Source organism: Candidatus Pantoea deserta, assembly GCF_003813865.1.
GTDB classification, from domain to species: domain Bacteria; phylum Pseudomonadota; class Gammaproteobacteria; order Enterobacterales; family Enterobacteriaceae; genus Pantoea; species Pantoea deserta.
On record NZ_RMVG01000001.1, the window covers coordinates 320929 to 338902 of the forward strand.

The 17974-nt window shown below is 62.3% G+C and carries 16 protein-coding genes; 9 read left to right on the forward strand and 7 right to left on the reverse strand.

The window, feature by feature from the left end; genetic code table 11:
- Positions 1–26 precede the first annotated feature (26 nt).
- Both BBB56_RS01480 and BBB56_RS01485 read left to right on the forward strand, forming a co-directional pair.
- Complete coding sequence (locus tag BBB56_RS01480) at positions 27–245, forward strand: MbtH family protein (protein ID WP_123798164.1); 219 nt, start codon at positions 27–29, stop codon at positions 243–245.
- Positions 238–4158 carry an enterobactin synthase subunit F gene (locus BBB56_RS01485; protein WP_123798165.1) on the forward strand — a complete coding sequence of 1307 codons (3921 nt, stop codon included), beginning with the start codon at positions 238–240 and terminating at the stop codon, positions 4156–4158. The genes BBB56_RS01480 and BBB56_RS01485 overlap by 8 nt, the downstream gene beginning before the upstream one ends.
- Positions 4159–4428: 270 nt before the next feature.
- Here BBB56_RS01485 and BBB56_RS01490 read toward each other — a convergent pair whose 3' ends face one another.
- From BBB56_RS01490 to fepD, 3 genes are read right to left on the reverse strand one after another with little or no spacing between them, the layout of a single operon-like run.
- Positions 4429–5229 (reverse strand): ATP-binding cassette domain-containing protein, encoded by an 801-nt coding sequence (locus tag BBB56_RS01490; RefSeq protein ID WP_123798166.1) that lies wholly within the window; start codon positions 5227–5229, stop codon positions 4429–4431.
- The gene (gene fepG / locus BBB56_RS01495; protein ID WP_123798167.1) at positions 5226–6206 is read right to left on the reverse strand and encodes an iron-enterobactin ABC transporter permease; all 981 of its coding nucleotides are present in this window, start codon (positions 6204–6206) and stop codon (positions 5226–5228) included. Before fepG ends, BBB56_RS01490 begins: the two co-directional genes overlap by 4 nt.
- Positions 6203–7192: a Fe(3+)-siderophore ABC transporter permease gene (fepD, locus tag BBB56_RS01500; RefSeq protein WP_123798168.1), complete on the reverse strand. Its 990-nt coding sequence runs from the start codon at positions 7190–7192 to the stop codon at positions 6203–6205. Before fepD ends, fepG begins: the two co-directional genes overlap by 4 nt.
- A gap of 142 nt (positions 7193–7334) precedes the next feature.
- Between fepD and entS the strand changes: the two genes are divergently transcribed.
- The gene (entS, locus tag BBB56_RS01505; protein ID WP_233592968.1) at positions 7335–8585 is read left to right on the forward strand and encodes an enterobactin transporter EntS; all 1251 of its coding nucleotides are present in this window, start codon (positions 7335–7337) and stop codon (positions 8583–8585) included.
- Here entS and fepB read toward each other — a convergent pair.
- Positions 8580–9545, reverse strand: coding sequence for a Fe2+-enterobactin ABC transporter substrate-binding protein (gene fepB / locus BBB56_RS01510; protein ID WP_123798169.1), 966 nt, complete (start codon positions 9543–9545; stop codon positions 8580–8582). The genes entS and fepB overlap by 6 nt on opposite strands.
- Positions 9546–9722: 177 nt before the next feature.
- On the opposite strand from fepB, the gene BBB56_RS01515 reads away from it, so the two are divergent.
- From BBB56_RS01515 to BBB56_RS01535, 5 genes are read left to right on the forward strand one after another with little or no spacing between them, the layout of a single operon-like run.
- Positions 9723–10901: an isochorismate synthase gene (locus BBB56_RS01515; RefSeq protein ID WP_123798170.1), complete on the forward strand. Its 1179-nt coding sequence runs from the start codon at positions 9723–9725 to the stop codon at positions 10899–10901.
- Positions 10902–10911: 10 nt separating this feature from the next.
- Positions 10912–12528 (forward strand): (2,3-dihydroxybenzoyl)adenylate synthase, encoded by a 1617-nt coding sequence (locus BBB56_RS01520; protein WP_123798171.1) that lies wholly within the window; start codon positions 10912–10914, stop codon positions 12526–12528.
- Positions 12529–12545: 17 nt separating this feature from the next.
- Positions 12546–13400, forward strand: coding sequence for an isochorismatase family protein (locus BBB56_RS01525; protein WP_123798172.1), 855 nt, complete (start codon positions 12546–12548; stop codon positions 13398–13400).
- Positions 13397–14155, forward strand: coding sequence for a 2,3-dihydro-2,3-dihydroxybenzoate dehydrogenase (gene dhbA, locus BBB56_RS01530; protein ID WP_123798173.1), 759 nt, complete (start codon positions 13397–13399; stop codon positions 14153–14155). The genes BBB56_RS01525 and dhbA overlap by 4 nt, the downstream gene beginning before the upstream one ends.
- Before the next feature lie 3 nt (positions 14156–14158).
- Positions 14159–14575: a hotdog fold thioesterase gene (locus tag BBB56_RS01535; protein WP_123798174.1), complete on the forward strand. Its 417-nt coding sequence runs from the start codon at positions 14159–14161 to the stop codon at positions 14573–14575.
- Positions 14576–14614: 39 nt separating this feature from the next.
- Here the strand turns inward: BBB56_RS01535 and cgtA are convergent, their stop codons facing one another.
- From cgtA to rplU, 3 genes are all read right to left on the reverse strand, one after another.
- Positions 14615–15787 carry an Obg family GTPase CgtA gene (gene cgtA, locus BBB56_RS01540; RefSeq protein WP_123798175.1) on the reverse strand — a complete coding sequence of 391 codons (1173 nt, stop codon included), beginning with the start codon at positions 15785–15787 and terminating at the stop codon, positions 14615–14617.
- Positions 15788–16017: 230 nt separating this feature from the next.
- Positions 16018–16275, reverse strand: coding sequence for a 50S ribosomal protein L27 (gene rpmA, locus BBB56_RS01545; protein ID WP_017349604.1), 258 nt, complete (start codon positions 16273–16275; stop codon positions 16018–16020).
- Between the two features lie 15 nt (positions 16276–16290).
- On the reverse strand, positions 16291–16602 hold the full coding sequence (gene rplU / locus BBB56_RS01550) for a 50S ribosomal protein L21 (protein WP_033749281.1): 312 nt from the start codon (positions 16600–16602) through the stop codon (positions 16291–16293).
- Between the two features lie 256 nt (positions 16603–16858).
- Between rplU and ispB the strand changes: the two genes are divergently transcribed.
- The gene (gene ispB, locus BBB56_RS01555) at positions 16859–17830 is read left to right on the forward strand and encodes an octaprenyl diphosphate synthase (RefSeq protein ID WP_123798176.1); all 972 of its coding nucleotides are present in this window, start codon (positions 16859–16861) and stop codon (positions 17828–17830) included.
- The last annotated feature ends 144 nt before the right edge of the window (positions 17831–17974 follow it).

Sequence of the window (17974 nt, forward strand, 5' to 3'; positions counted from 1 at the left end):
CCGGCTATTGCGGGCAGGAGACCGATATGCAACCCAATCCCTTTGACGATCCGCAGCAGGTTTGTCTGGTGCTGAAGAACGCGCAGCAGCAGTACAGCCTGTGGCCCGCTTTCCGCGCCCTGCCTGCTGGCTGGCGCAGCGTGTTTGGCCCCCAGCCGCAAACCGACTGCCTGAACTGGCTCAACGCGAACTGGCACGATATTCGTCCGGCGCATGCAACCGCAAACCGGAGCGACCATGACTGACCTCCTGATGACCCCACGACATACCGATCAAAAAGTCCTGCCGCTGGTAGCGGCACAGCCCGGCATCTGGATCGCCGACCAGCTGTCGCCCCACGGCAATGCCTATGCGGTGGCGCATTTCGTCGAACTGCGCGGCGAACTGAACAGCGCGCTGCTGGGTCAGGCTATCGTCGCTGGCATGCAGGAAGCCGATACGCTGAACATGGCGTTTGGCGAGCAGGACGGTGAACCAGTGCAGTGGCTATCGCCGCAGACCTTTACGCTGCCTGAGGTCGTCGATCTGCGCCGCGAGGCCGATCCTGAGGCGGCAGCGCGCGCGCTGATGCGCGCCGATATGTCCGGCGAGCTGCGCGTGCTGAGCGGCGCGCCGCTGTGGCATCATCAGCTGATGCGCGTTGGCGATCGGCACTGGTTCTGGTATCAGCGCTATCACCATCTGGTGGTAGACGGCTTCAGCTTTACCGCCCTGACGCGACGTATCGCTAATCTCTACAGCGCCTGGATGCGCAACGAAACGCCGGAACCCACGCCTTTTGTGCCTTTCAGCGACGTGGTAGAGGAGTACCAGCGCTACCAGGCTTCTTCAACCTGGCAACGCGACCGCGAATTCTGGCGCGAAAAGAGCGCACAGCTGCCGCCGCCCGCCTCGATTTCTCCGCTGCCGCTGGCCGGGCAGAGCGCCAGCACCACGCTGCTGCGTCATACCTTCTCACTGGACCGCCCTCTCTTCCAGACGTTAACCCAGCAGATGGCGGTCAGCGCTGCTGACGCCGCCTTTGCGCTGGTCGCGCTCTGGCTGGCGCGCCTCAGCGGCCAGAATGACTTCGCCGCAGGCTTTATTTTTATGCGCCGCATCGGTTCGGCAGCGCTCTGCGCGACCGGGCCGGTGATCAACGTGCTGCCGATGGCGGTCCATTACGATCCCAACCAGCCGCTCAGCGCGCTGGCTCGCCAGCTGGCTGCCGAAGTGAAAAAGATGCGCCGCCATCAGCGCTTCGACGCCGAACAGGTACAGCGCGATGCAGGCCGCCTCGGCGACGGCGATCCGCTCTACGGGCCGGTGATTAACCTGAAGATGTTTGACTATCAGCTCGACTTTAACGGGCTGGAAGGCATTACCCATCAGCTGGCGTCCGGGCCGGTGCGCGATCTGGAAATCGCCATCTATATCAGCGAACAGGGCGACGTGACGCTGGAGCTGCTGGCTAACGCCGGGCGCTATCAGGAGAGCATGCTGAAGCAGCATGCCAGCCGCTTTGACTGGCTGCTGCACCAGCTGGCGGCGCAGCCCGCGCGCCCGTGCGGGGAACTGGATCTGCTTAGCGAGGCGGAACACCAGCAGCTGGATAAGGTTAACCAGACCGCCATCGCGCTCCCGGAGGCCACGCTCAGCAGCCTGCTACAGGCGCAGGCGCTGCGCACGCCGGACGCGCCTGCGCTGGCCGACAGCGAGCATCAGCTCAGCTACAGCGAAATGCGGCAACAGGTCGAGGCGCTGGCGCAGCAGCTAATAGCCAGCGGCGTGCAGCGCGGCGATATTGTCGCCGTGGCGCTGCCGCGCTCGATCTTCCTGTCGCTGGCGCTACAGGCCATCGTCAGCGTCGGCGCGGCCTGGCTGCCGCTGGATACCGGCTATCCCGACGATCGTTTAAAGATGATGCTGGAGGATGCCGCGCCGAAAACGCTGATCGTCAGTCACGCGCTGGCCGCGCGCTTCGCCGCGCTGTCGCCGGTTGCGCCGCTGTTCTATGACGCCCTGCTGCCGGAAGCCGCGGCAGGCGCGCTGTCACAGGGCCCGCGCCCGCAGGATGGCGCCTATATTATCTATACCTCCGGCTCGACCGGTCGGCCGAAAGGGGTGCTGGTCGGTCATGAAGCGATCGTTAACCGCCTGCTGTGGATGCAGGCGCACTATCCGCTGAGCGCCGATGATGTGGTATTGCAGAAAACGCCCAGCAGTTTCGATGTTTCAGTCTGGGAGTTTTTCTGGCCGCTGCTGACCGGCGCGCAGCTGGTGATGGCTCCGCCAGAGGCGCACCGCGATCCCGACGCGCTGCAACAGCTGTTTGCGCGCTATCGCGTCACCACGACGCACTTTGTGCCGTCGATGCTGGCGGCATTTGTCGCCTCGTTGCAGGACAATACGTCCGTGGCGCGCTGCGCCAGCCTGCGCCGCGTCTTCTGTAGCGGCGAGGCGCTGCCTGCCGATCTGTCGCGCCAGTGGGAAAGCCTGACTCAGGTGCCGCTGCATAATCTCTATGGTCCGACCGAAGCGGCCGTCGATGTCAGCTACTACCCGGCCTTTGGCCCTGAGCTGGCGGCGGTGGAAGGCGCCAGCGTCCCGATCGGCTTCCCGGTATGGAATACGGGGCTGCGCATCCTGGACGCCCGTCTGCAACCGGTTCCGCCAGGCGTGGCGGGCGATCTCTATCTCACCGGCATTCAGCTGGCGCACGGCTACCTCGACCGGCCCGATCTGACCGCCAGCCGCTTTGTCGCCGATCCCTTTGGCAACGGCACGCGCATGTATCGCACCGGCGACGTCGCGCGCTGGCTCGCGAACGGCGCGGTGGAGTATCTGGGCCGCAGCGACGATCAGCTGAAAATTCGCGGACAGCGTATCGAACTGAATGAGATCGACCAGGCGCTGGCCGCGCTCCCAGGCGTACAGCAGGCGGTAACCCATGCGGTAGTGCTGGGCAACGCCAGCGCGCAGCAGGGAGACGCGCGTCAGCTGGTAGGCTATGTGGTGGCGAGCCAGCCGGTAGACGCCGCCGTCATGCGCGCCGCGCTGGCGCAGCGGCTGCCCGCGCATATGGTGCCGGTGGCAATAGTCGCGCTCGACGCGCTGCCGCTCAGCAGCAACGGTAAGCTGGACCGCAAGGCCCTGCCGCTGCCGCAAAGCGACACGGGCGGCGCAGGCCGCGCGCCGCGCGCCGGACTGGAAACGCGTCTGGCAGAGGCGTTTGCCGCGCTGCTGGAACGCGACGCCATTGGCGCGCAGGAGGACTTCTTTGCGCTGGGCGGTCATTCGCTGCTGGCAATGCGGCTGGCGGCGCAGCTGCGACGCGATCTGAAGCTGCCGGTTTCCGTCGGGCAGATTATGGTTGCGTCCACCGTTGAGAAGCTGGCCGCGCTGCTGGATGACAAACAGGCCGCGCAACGCGCCGGTTTCGAACCGGTATTGCCGCTGCGCAGCGGCAGCGGTCCGACGCTGTTCTGCTTCCATCCGGCATCCGGCTTCGCCTGGCAGTTCAGTATCCTGCAACGCTACCTTGACGCGCGCTGGTCAATCGTCGGCATTCAGTCACCCGACGCCAGCGGTCCGCTGAATCAGGCTGAGCATCTGGATGCCGTCTGCGACGCCCATCTGGCCACGCTACGCCAGCAGCAGCCGCACGGCCCTTACTACTTCCTCGGCTACTCGCTTGGCGGCACGCTGGCGCAGGGCATTGCCGCGCGGCTGGAAGCGGCGGGCGAAAAAGTCGCATTTCTCGGCCTGCTTGATACCTGGCCGCCGGAAACGCAGAACTGGGACGACAGGCGCGGCGAGAACCGCCTCGATCCGGCGGTGCTGGAGGAGGTCAATCGTGAGCGCGAGCAGTTTATCGCGGCGCAGCGTCAGCAGGCGGGCGAAGGGCTGGAGGCGATGTTTGACGCCATTGAGTCCAACTACGCCAGTTCGGTGCGTCTGCTGGCGACAGCGCGCAGCGCGCGTTTTAACGGCCGCGCGACGCTGTTTCTCGCAACGCAGACGCAGCAGCCGGGACAGGATGCGCGCCGCGCCTGGGCGCCCTATGTCGGTGAGCTGGAGGTCTGGCCGCTGGAGTGCGCCCACGTAGAGATTATCTCGCCGCGCCTGTTCGAACAGATCGGCCCGCAGTTGCAGCGGCTGCTGGCGGAGTTGAGCTGACGCCCTTTTTTGCAGGCAGCAGCTTAGCCGGAAAGTGGATAGTATGGCCCAGAGCGCGAAGCGTCCCGCGGCAAGGACATAAACGCCGGAAGCTCTGTAGACAACGCAGCGCGCTGGCCCGGCAACGGCGCGCCTCAGGGATGAGGTGCGTATTTGCGCGGGCCGCGCGAGCAGAGAGGCGTAAAGCGACTTTGCAGTCGGGCCATATCATCCGCTTCGGCACTCGTCCCCTGCCTCCTCTTACATTCAGCGCAGTGTAAGAGGAGCCTTTCAGCGTCTGTCGCGTCCCAGCGGCACAATCATCGGCGTCTGCGCCACCGGATCGTCAACGATAACGCAACGCAGCCCGTACACCGCCTCAATCAGTTCCGGCGTGACAATCTCAGACGGCCTGCCTTCGGCAATAATCTGGCCGCTGCGCATCGCAATCAGGTGCGTGGCGTAGCGACACGCCTGATTAAGATCGTGCAGCACCGCCACCAGCGTGCGCCCATGCTGCTGATTAAGATCCTGCATCAGCTCCAGCAGCTCGATCTGATGGGTAATATCGAGCCAGGTGGTAGGCTCATCCAGCAGCAGCAGCGGCGTCTGCTGCGCCAGCACCATCGCGATCCAGACGCGCTGACGCTGACCGCCTGAGAGCTGATCGACCGGCTGCGCGGCAATATCCGCCACGCCGGTGGCGCGCATCGCCTGCTGTACCGCCGCCTCATCCTCGTCGCGCCAGCGGCCAAACAGCGGCTGATGGGGATAGCGGCCCCGCGCCACCAGCTCGCTGACGCTAATGCCCGACGGCGCCTGCGAACTTTGCGGCAGCAGGCCGAGACGCCGCGCCACCTCTTTCGTGGACAGGCGAGCAATCGCTTCACCGTCGAGCAGCACCTGCCCCTTCAGCGGCGGCGCAAGCCGACTCAGCGCGCGCAGCAGCGTCGATTTACCGCAGGCGTTAGGGCCGATAATTACCGTCAGTTCGCCATCCGGGATGCGCACCGACACATTTTCCGCCACGATTTTCTTGTCGTAGCCCAGCGTCAGCGCGTCGCCTTGCAGGCGAGCACTCTTCTCTGTCATTGGCGTCGCGCCTCCCGAACCAGTAGTGCAATCAGATAAAGGCCACCGAGGCTGACGGTAATCACGCCGACCGGCAGCTGATAAGGCAGGAAAAGATGCTGTGCCGCGTAGTCTGCCGCCAGCAGCAGCAGCGCGCCGCACAGCGCCGCCAGCGGCAACGCGCCCTTAATGCCGCCGCACAGGCGACGGGCAATCTGCGGCGCCAGCAGCGCAACAAAGGAGATCGGGCCTGCCAGCGCGGTCGAGGCGGCGGTCAGCAGCACCCCAGCCAGCATCAGCCACAGCCGGGTACGCTCTACCGGCACGCCCAGCGCGCAGGCGGTGTCATCGCCCATCTCCATCAGGCGCATACGCCGCGCCAGCAGCGCGGTTGCCAGCAGCGCCAGCAGCAGCACGGCGATCGCCGCCGGCGTTTTCGCCCAGGTGATGCCGTTGAGCGAGCCGGCGCTCCACAGGCCCGCGCTGAGCGCCGCCTCCAGCGAAGCGCTGATGATTAACCAGCCGTTGAGCGCCATCAGCAGCGCACGCACGCTGATGCCGACGATAATCAGCCGGAAGGTCTCCACGCCGTTGCGCCAGGCAAAGAGATAAACCACAGCGGCGGTGAGCACGCCGCCGATCAAGGACGCCAGCGTCATCGCCTCGCTGCTCTGATGAAACAGCACCAGCGCCACCAGCACGCCGCTATACGCGCCGGTGTTAAAGCCAAGAATATCCGGACTGCCGAGCGGATTACGCAGCAGCGACTGAAAAACGGCGCCGCTGACGCCCAGCGCCGCGCCGATCAGCAGCGCCATCGCCACGCGCGGCAGACGCCACTCCACCACAATCAGCTGAACGTTACGCGCCGCCTCGCCGTTAAGCAGCTGCCAGATCTGCCCGCCGCTAATCGGCAGCGCGCCGCGCGTCACCCCCAGAAAGGCCAGCAGCGCGCAGAGCGCCAGCAGCCAGATAGCCTGTTTTATCGCCCGGTTCATATCTGCCCTCTTCCCAGCTTGCGGCGCACCAGCACGATCAACACCGGCGCGCCGATCAGCGCGGTCACCACCGCGACGCGCAGCTCGCCGGGGACCATCACGCGGCCCAGAATATCGGCAGCCAGCAGCAAACAGGGGGTAATCAGCAAGGTGCCGGGCAGCATCCAGCGGTGATCGCTGCCCCATAGCCAGCGCGCCAGATGCGGCGTCATCAGTCCGATAAAGGCCACCGGGCCAACGGCAGCCGTCGCCGCGCCGCTCAGCAGCGCGATTGCCAGCAGCCCCAGCAGCTGCGTGCGCGCCACGCGCGTACCGAGCGCCGTCGCCAGATCGCCGCCCATGCTCAGGCTGTTAAGTGAAGGCGCCAGCAGCAGCGCGATCAGCACGCCGAGGATAACCGCCGGACAGGTGGCGCGCAGTATGGCAAAACTGCGAATATCCAGCGAGCCGCTGTGCCAGAAGCGCAGATGGTCATACAGATCGGGATTCAGCAGCGACAGGCCGGAGGTCAGCCCTTCCAGCACTGCGCCCAGCGCCACGCCAGCCAGGGTTAAGCGCACCGGATTGACGCGGCCGCCGCCGATGGCGCCGGTCAGCGCCACCAGCAGCGACGCCAGCAGCGCGCCGCCAAAGGCAAAGCCAAGCCAGTCGGCAGGCGAATCCGCGCCGAACAGCGCGATCCCCAGCACCACGGCGAAGCCCGCGCCGGCATTCACGCCGAGAATGCCGGGATCGGCAAGCGGATTGCGCGTCAGGCTCTGCATCAGCGCGCCCGCCAGCCCCAGCGCGCAGCCAGCCAGCAGGCCGGCGAGCGTGCGCGGCAGACGCGCTTCGCGCACGATGACGCAGTCGGCGCTATCGCAGCTGGAGGTCAGGGCAAGAGAGACATCATGGATTGCGATCGATTTCGCGCCAAGCATCAGGCTGAGCGCGAATAAGAGCAACAGCAGCATCCCTGAGGCGGCTATTGCGGTGAGCTGGCGCATAACATTCCGAACCTTCACTGTTCACTGATACGTCTGGCGCATCAATTTGATAATGATACTCGTTATCGTTATTACTCGTATTTTTATATGTTACCATGATTCGCCTCGACATAACGGGGAAACCGCAGCAGAAGGCGAAGAAATGAACAAACCCTCCCACCTGATCGATTTCAGTCTGTTGAAAACGCATCCGGCATTCCGTGCCGTCTTTATTGCCCGTTTTATCTCTATTGTCGCGCTCGGCATGCTGGCGATTGCCGTTCCGGTACAGATCCAGCAGCTGACCGGCTCGCCTGCGCTGGTCGGGCTGGCCGTCACGCTGGCGGGCGCAGGCATGTTTGTCGGGCTGCTGACCGGCGGCGTACTGGCGGATCGCTATGAGCGTAAACGTCTGATTCTGATTGCGCGATCCACCTGCGGGCTGGGTTTTGTCGCGCTGGCGGTCAATGCCTCGCTGCCGACGCCCTCAGTGGCGGCGGTGTTCCTGCTGGGGCTGTGGGACGGTTTTTGCGGCGCGATTGGCGTCACTGCCCTGCTGGCGGCAACCCCGGCGCTGGCAGGACGCGAAAATCTGGCGCAGGCTGGCGCGATCACGATGCTGACCGTGCGCTTCGGCTCTATTCTCTCACCCGCTATCGGGGGACTGGTGATCGCCCACGGCGGCGCGGCCTGGAACTATGGCCTGGCCGCCTTCGGCACGCTGCTGACCGTGCTGACGCTGCTGCGGCTGCCGGTCATGCCGCCGCCGCCTCAGCCGCGCGAGCATCCGCTCAGGGCGCTGACCGGCGGCGTGCAGTTTCTCTTTTCCGCGCCGGTTGTCGGCATGGCCGCGCTGATCGGCGCGCTGGTCACGCTGGCGAGCGCGGTGCGCGTGCTCTATCCGGCGCTGGCCCCGCACTGGCAGGTCAGCCTGAATCAACTCGGACTGATGTATGCCGCCGTGCCGCTTGGCGCGGCGCTGGGCGCGCTGACCAGCGGACGGCTGACCCACTCGCCGCAGCCTGGCAGGCTGATTATCGGCAGCGCCATCGCCGCTTTTCTTGCGCTTGGGTTGTTTAGCCTGATGCCGTGGTTCGCGCCAGGGCTGATCTGCCTGGCGGCGTTCGGCTACTTCAGCGCCATAACCAGCCTGGTGCAATACACGCTTATCCAGTCGCTGACGCCCGACGCGCTGCTGGGCCGCATCAATAGTCTGTGGACGGCGCAGAATGTGACCGGCGACGCCATCGGCGCGGCGCTGATCGGCGCGATGGGTTCCTGGCTGCTGCCCCAGCAGGCCGCCACGCTTTTGGGATTCGGCGCGGCGCTGCTGGGTCTGCTGATGTGGCTGCTGATGGCGAAGCTGCGTCGCTACCAGCCGCCCGCGCCCGAGCTGGCGGAAGAGCCGCTATGATTTAACGAACAGCTGCTCCAGACGCGCCAGCAGATGGCTGGCGCTGTAGTAATCGAGGCGGAATGTATCCGCGCCCAGCGCATACACCTGCCGTTGTTTGACCGCCGCGGTCTGCGCCAGGAAAGGGTTCTCTGTTACCTGCCGCACGGCGGGTTGTTCTGCGGCAAACAGCAGGAAACTGTTGCCGTTCAGCCCGCTGGCCACGTTTTCGCCGGAGAGCTGAATAATATCTTTGCGCTGGCCCATACTGTGCGACTGCTGCACGCTGGCGGGCGGCACGGCAAGGGTAAAGCCGAGCTGCTCCAGCAGCTGACCCTGTGACGACGCGCTGGTCCACACATTCACCGCGCGGCCGCCGCCGTTGAACACCATGGCGGTCACGGGCTGCGGCGGCAGCGTCATTTTCTGCTTCAGCGCCGCCTGCTGCGCATCAAAAGCTTTAATGCGCGCCGCCGCATCCGCCTCGTGGCCGGTCGCCTCTCCAAGCTGCGTCATCAGCTGCTGCCAGCTCTTATCGTCATAGTTCACCACCAGCGTAGGCGCGATAGCGGAGAACTGATCCATCAGCCTGATAGCGGAGTCGTTGCCGGTGGCGCTGACGATAATCAGATCTGGCGCTTCGGCGGCCACCGCTTCGGCGCTGGCTTCCCCGATATAGAGGCGCTTAACGTTTTTACGCTTCGCCTCCTCGCCCCACTGGCGGAAAAAGCCCTGCTCGTCGGCCAGCCGACTGCCGGGAGCGGTTGCGCCGCTGGCAATCACCGGCGCATTGATCGCCAGCAGCGAGCCGGTCAGCGTCACGCTGGTCGAGACAATGCGCTGCGGTGCCTGTTGCAGCGTGATGCTGCCGTTGACGCTTTGCAGGGTGCGCGGCCAGCCGCTGCTGGCGCGCGCGCCTGAACTGGCTAAGACCGTAACGAAAACCAGCGCGGCAAACGCCGTAAAGCTCCGCTTAAACATAAGATTCAATCCACCTTTAACTGGGATACCACACCCTGTAAATCCTCTGAATAACCCAAAGGGCCAGCTCAGAACACCGCGAATTTATTGACACTCCGCCGTAATCAACGTAGGTTACAGGACCACAATACAAATGATAATCATTATTAATACTCTTATCATTTATAGGTGAAAATTATGGTGGAAACATTGACGTTTGGAAATCCCCTGCTTGAGGATTTCTCCGCGCTCTGTCGCGGATTTCTCTTCACATCGCCGTGGCGCAGTATCGCTACGCAAGGCTGCTACACCACCATCGCCTCGCCGGTGACCGATGGCGACGCGCTGAATGGCGCTTTTCAACAGCAGTTAAAGCACCACTTCGCTTCGGCGAAAAAGCAGGGTATTACTCACCCCATTCTGGTCGGCGCGATTCCATTCGACGTGGCGCAGCCCGCCGCGCTGTTTATCCCCGAATCGCATCAGTTCTTTGATCGCGGCGACTTGCAGGCTGCCCTGCCCGCGACGCAGGCGGCGTTGCCGCAGGTGCGCCGCCGCGCGGCGGTGCCGGATCACGATGTGTTTACCGATATGGTGGCGCAGGCCGTTGCCGCCACCCAGCGCGGCGAGCTGGATAAAGTGGTGCTGTCGCGCCTGATGGACATCGTGACGGAACAGCCGGTGGACGTCGCCGCGCTGATGCAGCGTATCGTGGCGCAAAATCCCGACAGCTATCATTTCCATCTGCCGCTGCCGCAGGGCGGATCGCTGGTGGGAGCCAGCCCGGAGTTGATGCTGCGTAAGCAGGGACGCGATTTTAGCTCCTGCCCCCTTGCCGGATCGGCGCGGCGCGAGGCTGATGCGCAGCGCGATCGCGCGGCGGGCGATACGCTGATGCGCTCTGCGAAAGATCGCCATGAGCACAGACTGGTGACCGATGCGATGCGCGAGGTATTGCAGCCGCGCAGCCGCCTGCTGGCGGTGCCAGAAACGCCCTCTCTGCTGACCACCGCCACGCTGTGGCATCTTGCCACGCAGATTGATGGTGAAGCGCTCGACGAAAGAGAAAACGCGCTGTCGCTCGCCTGCCTGCTGCACCCCACTCCGGCGCTGAGCGGTTTCCCTCATCAGCACGCCCGGCAGCTTATTCAGACGCTGGAACCCTTTGAACGTCAGCTGTTCGGCGGCATCGTTGGCTGGTGCGACGAGCAAGGCAACGGCGAATGGGTGGTGACGATTCGCTGCGGCACCGTGCACGGCGCGCGCGTGCGCCTGTTCGCCGGCGCGGGCATTGTCGCCGATTCCCAACCCGAATCAGAATGGCGCGAAACCGGTGTCAAACTCGACACCATGCTGCGCGCGTTTGGACTGCAATAAAGGAAATACCATGTCGATTCCCTACTATCGCTGGCCAGAGGATCTGGCGGCGCGCTATCGTGAAAAAGGTTACTGGCTGGATGTGCCGATGACCGACATTCTCGACCGTCACAAGCACAGCGACGTTATTGCCGTTATCGAAGGCGACAGGCAGCTGAGCTATCGCCAGCTGGCGCAGCGCAGCGACAATCTCGCCGCCGCGCTACAGCGTCGCGGCGTAAAGAATGGCGATACCGCGCTGGTGCAGCTTGGCAACGTCGCCGACTTCTACGTTACCCTTTTCGCGCTGTTCAAACTTGGCGTCGCCCCGGTCTGTGCGCTGTTCAGCCACCAGCGCACCGAATTGCAGGCTTACGCCGCGCAAATTGAGCCAGCGCTGCTGATCGCCGATCGGCAGCACGCGCTGTTCGCCGGCAACGATTTTATTGACGGACTGTGCGAAGCGCACTCCTCGCTGCATCAGGTTATTCTGCGCAATGACCGGCAGACGGAAAACACGCTGGAGGCGCTGATGGCCGAACCGGCGGGCGATTTCCAGCCCACGCCGACCGCCGCCGATGAAGTCGCTTTTTTCCAGCTCTCCGGCGGCAGTACCGGTACGCCGAAGCTGATCCCGCGCACGCACAACGACTACTACTACAGCATTCGCGCCAGCGACGAGATCTGCGCGATTACCGCCGAAACACGCTATCTGATCGCCCTCCCTGCTCCGCATAATTTTGCGATGAGTTCACCCGGCTCGCTGGGCGTCTTCTATGCCGGAGGTCAGGTGATTCTGGCCGACGACCCCAGCGCGACACACTGTTTCCCGCTAATTGAAAAGCATCAGGTGACGGATACCGGGCTGGTGCCGCCAGCGGTGAGCCTGTGGCTACAGGCGATCAATGACTGGGGCAGCAATAAAGCGCTGGCGTCGCTGCAACGTATGCAGGTTGGCGGCGCGAAGCTGGGCGAAACGCTCGCGGCGCGCATTCAGCGCGAGATCGGCTGTCAGCTTCAGCAGGTCTTTGGCATGGCCGAAGGCCTGGTGAACTACACCCGACTCGATGATGACGAAAAAACGATTCTCACCACGCAGGGCCGTCCGATTTCGCCCGATGACGAAGTCTGGGTCGCCGATGAGAACGGCGAGCCGCTGCCGCCTGGCAAGATGGGTCGTCTGATGACGCGCGGGCCTTATACCTTCCGCGGCTATTACCAGAGTCCGGCGCACAACGCCGCCAGCTTTGACGCCAACGGATTTTACTGCTCAGGGGATCTGATCGAGATGAACCCGCAGGGCTATATCACCGTGCAGGGCCGGGAAAAAGATCAGATTAACCGCGGCGGCGAAAAGATTGCCGCTGAGGAGATTGAAAACCTGCTGCAACGCCATCCCGATGTCATCCATGCGGCGCTGGTCTCGATGCACGATGAGCTGATGGGCGAAAAGAGCTGTGCCTTTATCGTCGCCCGTCAGCCGCTTAAGCCGGTGGCGCTGCGTCGCCATCTGCGCGAACTGGGCGTGGCTGAATATAAGTTGCCCGACCGTATTACCTGCGTAGACGCGCTGCCGCTGACGCCTGTCGGCAAGGTAGACAAGAAGCGTCTGCGCCAACAGCTTGCCGATCACCCCGCGCAAGCCTGACCTGTTCCGGAGATTCTATGGCTATTCCAAAACTGACTTCCTATGCGCTGCCTGCGGCTGCCGAGCTGCCCGCCAACAAGGTGAAATGGACGCTGGAGCCGCAGCGCGCCGCGCTGCTTATTCATGATATGCAGGCCTACTTTCTGAATTTCTGGGGCGAGAACAGCCCGCTGGTTAATCAGGTGGTGGAAAATATCGCCCGCCTGCGTGCTTACTGTAAAGCTCAGGGCATTCCGGTGTTTTATACCGCGCAGCCAAATCAGCAGAGCGATGAAGATCGCGCCCTGCTCAATGATATGTGGGGACCGGGCCTGAACAAACATCCGGATCAGCAGAAAATCGTCGAGGCGCTGGCACCGGATGCCGATGACCATGTGCTGACCAAATGGCGCTACAGCGCTTTTGTTCGCTCGCCGCTGGAATCGATCCTGCAAGAGATGGGGCGCGACCAGTTAGTGATCACCGGCGTCTATGCGCATATCGGCTGCCTCACCACCGCCACCGACGCCTTTATGCGTAACATTCAGCCCTTTATGGTGGCCGATGCGCTGGCGGACTTCAGCCGTGACGAGCATATGATGGCGCTGACCTACACCGCCGGACGCAGCGGCAAGGTGGTGATGACCGCCGATCTGATGCCGCTGCCGCTCAGCAAAGCGGATCTGCGCGCGCTTGTTCTGCCGCTGCTGGAGGATGACGAGACGCCAGAGGATGATGAAAACCTGATCGACTACGGTCTGGATTCCGTGCGCGTGATGGCGCTGGCGGCGCGCTGGCGTCAGGTGCACGGCGACATCGATTTTGTTAGCCTGGCGAAAACACCCACCATCGACGGCTGGTGGGCGCTGCTGTCGCGGGAGCCTGCGCAATGAGCCACAGCTTCGACTTCAGCGGTAAAATCGTCTGGGTAACGGGCGCTGGCCAGGGGATCGGCTATCACACCGCCCTCGCGTTTCACGCGGCGGGCGCGCAGGTGCAGGGCTTTGATCGGCGCTTTCACGATAGCGACTATCCTTTTGCCTGCCATACGCTGGACGTGGCCGATCCAGATCAGGTGAAAACCGTCTGTCAGCGTCTGCTTGCGGAGCAAACGCGCCTCGATGTGCTGGTAAACGGCGCGGGCATTCTGCGCATCGGCGCCACCGACGAGATTTCGTTTGCCGATTTTCAGGCCTGCCTGGCGGTGAACGTCGGCGGCGCATTCAATATGTTTCAGCAGACGCTGCCGCTCTTCCGCCAGCAGCGCGCAGGCGCGATTGTCACCATTGCGTCTAACTCCGCCCATGCGCCGCGCATCGGCATGTCTGCCTATGGCGCGTCTAAAGCCGCGCTGCGCAGTCTCTGCCTGACCGTCGGCCTGGAGATGGCGCCGTTCGGCGTGCGCTGCAATATCGTTTCGCCCGGTTCGACCGATACCGAGATGCAGCGCAGCCTGTGGCACACGCCCACCGCCGAGCAGGAGATGATCGACGGCTTTCCGGATCAATATAAGCTGGGGATCCCGCTGCGTAAGATCGCGCAGCCGCAGGAGATCGCCCACAACGTCTTGTTCCTCGCCTCGGATCTTGCCAGCCACGTCGTATTGCAGGACATCGTGGTCGACGGCGGCGCGACGCTGGGAGCCTGATCGATGGCGATCTGGAAACGGGAAACCGATCTCGAGGCGCTAAACGCGATGGGCGAGAGGTCGCTGGTGGCGCATCTCGGCATTCGCTTTACCGCTATCGGCGACGACTATCTGGAGGCGGTGATGCCGGTGGATGCGCGCACGCATCAGCCTTTCGGCCTGCTGCACGGCGGCGCGTCGGTGGTGCTGGCGGAGTCGATGGGTTCGATCGCGGGCTATCTCTGCACGGAAGAAGGTAAAAGCGTGGTCGGCATTGAGGTAAACGCCAGCCATCATCGCTCGATTTCCAGCGGCGAAGTGCGCGGCATCTGCCGCCCTGTGCATATCGGCTCACGCAACCAGGTGTGGCAGACAGAGATCCGCAACGCCCGTGGTCAGCTGCTCTGTTCGTCGCGCCTCACGGTCGCGGTGCTGGGATAAAGCAAAAGGGACAGCTTTCGCTGTCCCTTTTTTTCGGCATTAACGCTGGTAGATGATCTCGACGCCTTCGTCGTCATCCTCATCCCAGTCGTCATCCCACTCTTCGTCTTCTTCTTCTGCCACGCTCTCCATCGCTTCACGGTGGTAATCATCCCACATGAACTCGACTTTCTCGGGTTTCTTCTCTTCTTCTTCCGCTTCCTTCGGATTGGCGTTGATGAAACTCATCACGTCCCAGCAGAGATCCTGCACGCCCTGACGGCTCGCGGCGGAGATCAGGTAATATTTCTCTTCCCAGCCCAGCGCTTCAGCAATGGCTTTCGCGCGCGCCTGCGCTTCCTCTTCGTCGATCAGGTCGACTTTGTTGAACACCAGCCAGCGCGGCTTGTTGAAGAGCTTGTCGCTGTACTTTTCCAGCTCGCCGAGAATAATGCGCGCGTTTTCTACCGGATCGGATTCATCAATCGGCGCGATGTCGATCAGATGCAGCAGCACGCGGCAGCGCTCCAGGTGCTTCAGGAAGCGAATGCCCAGGCCTGCGCCTTCCGCCGCGCCCTCAATCAGGCCCGGAATATCGGCGACGACAAAGCTCTGCTCGCTGTCCATACGCACCACGCCGAGGCTTGGCACCAGGGTCGTGAACGGATAGTCCGCCACTTTCGGCTTGGCTGCGGATACGGCGCGGATAAAGGTCGATTTACCGGCGTTAGGCAGGCCCAGCATTCCGACGTCAGCCAGCAGCATCAGCTCCAGCTGTAAATCGCGTTTTTCGCCCGGCGTACCCATGGTTTTCTGACGCGGGGTACGGTTAACAGAGGATTTGAAGCGCGTGTTGCCCAGGCCGTGCCAGCCGCCTTTGGCCACCATCAGCTTCTGCTCATGACGCGTCATATCGCCCAGCGTTTCGCCGGTGCCCTGATCGATTACGCGCGTGCCGACCGGTACTTTGACAATGATGTCCTGACCGCGTTTGCCGGTACAGTCGCGGCTCTGGCCGTTCTGGCCACGCTCGGCGCGAAAAGACTTCTCAAAACGGTAGTCAATCAGGGTATTGAGGTTTTCGTCGGCCACCAGATAAACATCGCCGCCGTCGCCGCCGTCGCCGCCGTCCGGACCGCCTTTCGGAATATATTTTTCACGGCGGAAGCTGACGCAGCCGTTGCCGCCGTCGCCTGCAACCACCAGGATGGTTGCTTCATCAACAAACTTCATTTTCTTTCTCCGTCACACAATCGCCCGTCGCGCGAGTCGCTGCTGCGGGCGGGTCCGCCAGGGTCTGTCTGCGCTGACCGGCGGCGGATAAATCAGGGCTGATTTTCATCAGGCGTACATAAAGTGTACAGCAATACAGCGCGACAGGTCGCAGAATGTAAAAAGCCCCGCAATGGCTGCGGGGCTTTTATTCGTGCGTTCAGACAGTCGCTGTCTGCGTCACGACAACCTTACTCAGCAACGATGCTGATGTATTTACGGTTGTTCGGACCTTTCACTTCGAATTTTACTTTGCCGTCTGCGGTAGCAAACAGGGTGTGGTCACGACCACAGCCTACGTTAGTACCAGCGTGGAATTTGGTGCCACGCTGACGAACGATGATGCTACCTGCCAGAACAGATTCGCCACCGAAACGTTTTACGCCCAGACGTTTTGCATTGGAGTCACGACCGTTACGAGTCGAGCCACCAGCCTTTTTATGTGCCATTTGTCAGATCTCCTCTTAAGCGCTGATGCCAGTAATTTTCACATCAGTGAACCACTGACGGTGGCCAGCCTGCTTACGGTAGTGCTTACGACGACGAAACTTAACGATTTTAACTTTCTCGCCGCGACCGTGCGCAACGATTTCAGCTTTGATCACGCCGCCTGAAACCAGTGGCGCGCCGATTTTCACGTCTTCGCCATTTGCGATCATCAGCACCTGGTCAAACTCAATGGTTTCACCGGTTGCGATGTCCAGCTTTTCCAGGCGAACGGTCTGACCTTCGCTTACTCGGTGTTGTTTACCACCACTTTGGAAAACCGCGTACATATAAAACTCCGCTTCTGCGCATGCCTTTCGTTCATCAGGCGGCGCGATAAATATTCACAATAGGGCGCGAATTCTACGCAAATCTCCAGCAGAAGACAAGTGCACTTTGCACTCTCTTGCAGAAAAAAAACACAGGCCGATCCCAAACGTTTCTCATCTGGAAAATTCAAGTACAATCAGTAACAGATAACCTGAACTCAGGCTGGTTAAAGCACGTACCATACGCCGTTGAAACGAGTCAAAGCTGAAAAGACGAATGAACTTAGAACAGATTAATGAATTAACCGCGCAGGATATGGCGGCCGTCAACCAGACCATCCTCGACCAGCTGAATTCCGATGTCTCGCTGATTAACCAGCTGGGATATTACATCATCAGCGGCGGCGGCAAGCGCATCCGCCCTATGATCGCCGTGCTCTCCGCACGCGCGCTCGGCTATCAGGGCAACCTGCACGTCACCAACGCGGCGCTGATCGAATTTATCCATACCGCCACGCTGCTGCATGACGACGTGGTGGATGAATCCGATATGCGTCGCGGCAAGGCCACCGCTAATGCGGCCTTCGGCAACGCGGCCAGCGTGCTGGTCGGCGATTTTATCTATACGCGCGCTTTCCAGATGATGACCAGCATGGGGTCGCTGCGCATTCTGGCGCTGATGTCCGAAGCCGTGAACGTGATCGCCGAAGGCGAAGTGTTACAGCTCATGAACGTTAACGATCCCGACATCACGGAAGAGAGCTACATGCGCGTGATTTACAGTAAAACCGCGCGTTTGTTCGAAGCCGCCTCGCAGGCCTCCGCGATTCTCGCCGAGGCGACAGCCGAGCAGGAGAAGGCGATGCAGGATTATGGGCGCTATCTCGGCACGGCGTTCCAGCTGATTGACGATCTGCTCGACTACAGCGCGGATGGCGCGACGCTGGGCAAAAATACAGGGGATGACCTGAGCGAAGGCAAGCCTACCCTGCCGCTGCTGCATGCGATGCACAACGGCACGCCGGAACAGGCGAGCATGATTCGCGACGCCATCGAACAGGGCAATGGCCGCCATCTTCTGGAACCGGTGCTGGCCGCCATGCAGCAGTGCGGCTCGCTGGAGTGGACGCGCAAGCGCGCCGAGCAGGAAGCGGACAAAGCGATTCAGGCGCTTAACGCCCTGCCGGAATCCCCCTGGCGCAGCGCCCTGGAGTCGCTGGCGCATATGTCTGTGCAGCGCGATTTCTGACGCTTTTCGGAGCTGCGTCCGCAGCAGCTCCGCTGTTTCCCGCCCGGATCTCTTTTTACAGAAATGCATCCTGCCTGTTGCTGCGCTTTTGCGTAGCGGCACGCACTTCTCTTGCCAGCGGCAAAAATTACTGGAATTAAATGG